This is a genomic window from Oleiphilus sp. HI0086 (assembly GCF_001635225.1).
Map to the genome: position 1 here is coordinate 1 of NZ_LWFZ01000527.1, position 548 is coordinate 548.

Annotated in this window: 1 pseudogene; it reads right to left on the reverse strand. The window is 43.6% G+C overall.

What is annotated here, in order from left to right:
- Nucleotides 1-341, reverse strand: a pseudogene (locus A3756_RS06455) (hypothetical protein); the annotation flags it as partial.
- Between the last annotated feature and the right edge of the window lie 207 nt (nucleotides 342-548).

Sequence of the window (548 nt, forward strand, 5' to 3'; positions counted from 1 at the left end):
TCTGCCTCTTCAGCTTCTGTTATCAAGCGCAAAGCTTGCTCATAGAACTGCCCCTGACTACCTGAACTAATAACATAGCGTTCAAGCACCTGACGCGCACTGTGAAACTCTTGTTTGCGGATTTTAACCAAACCCTCGAAATAATGAGACTCAAGCGGTTGCGGCACGTCTAACTTACGCATAAGTACTAGCTGACTCGTCGCATGCTCCCAGTTCCCATTTTCCACCGACTCCTTTAAGGCCAACAAAAGACGCTCGACCTCATGCTCTGGCGGCAAACCTGAGCTATTTACAATCCCTACCTGCAAGCATAAAAATAAAAACAAACATAAGTTTCTCATTGATGACCCTGTCAAAGCATACAAGTTTATTGTCACGCATAGATAGCATAGCAAAGATCGAGATCCTTAGTGTCTACCACCAAGCAAATCTTTGTTTTTAACGCAATGAAAAACGGTTCAGGGGACGAGTACAAGAGCAAAAACACTCTCAAGCTTTTGCAAAAGCTGACTAAAGCAGAAAAGATGCAGAGACTAGGAAGTAAGCTA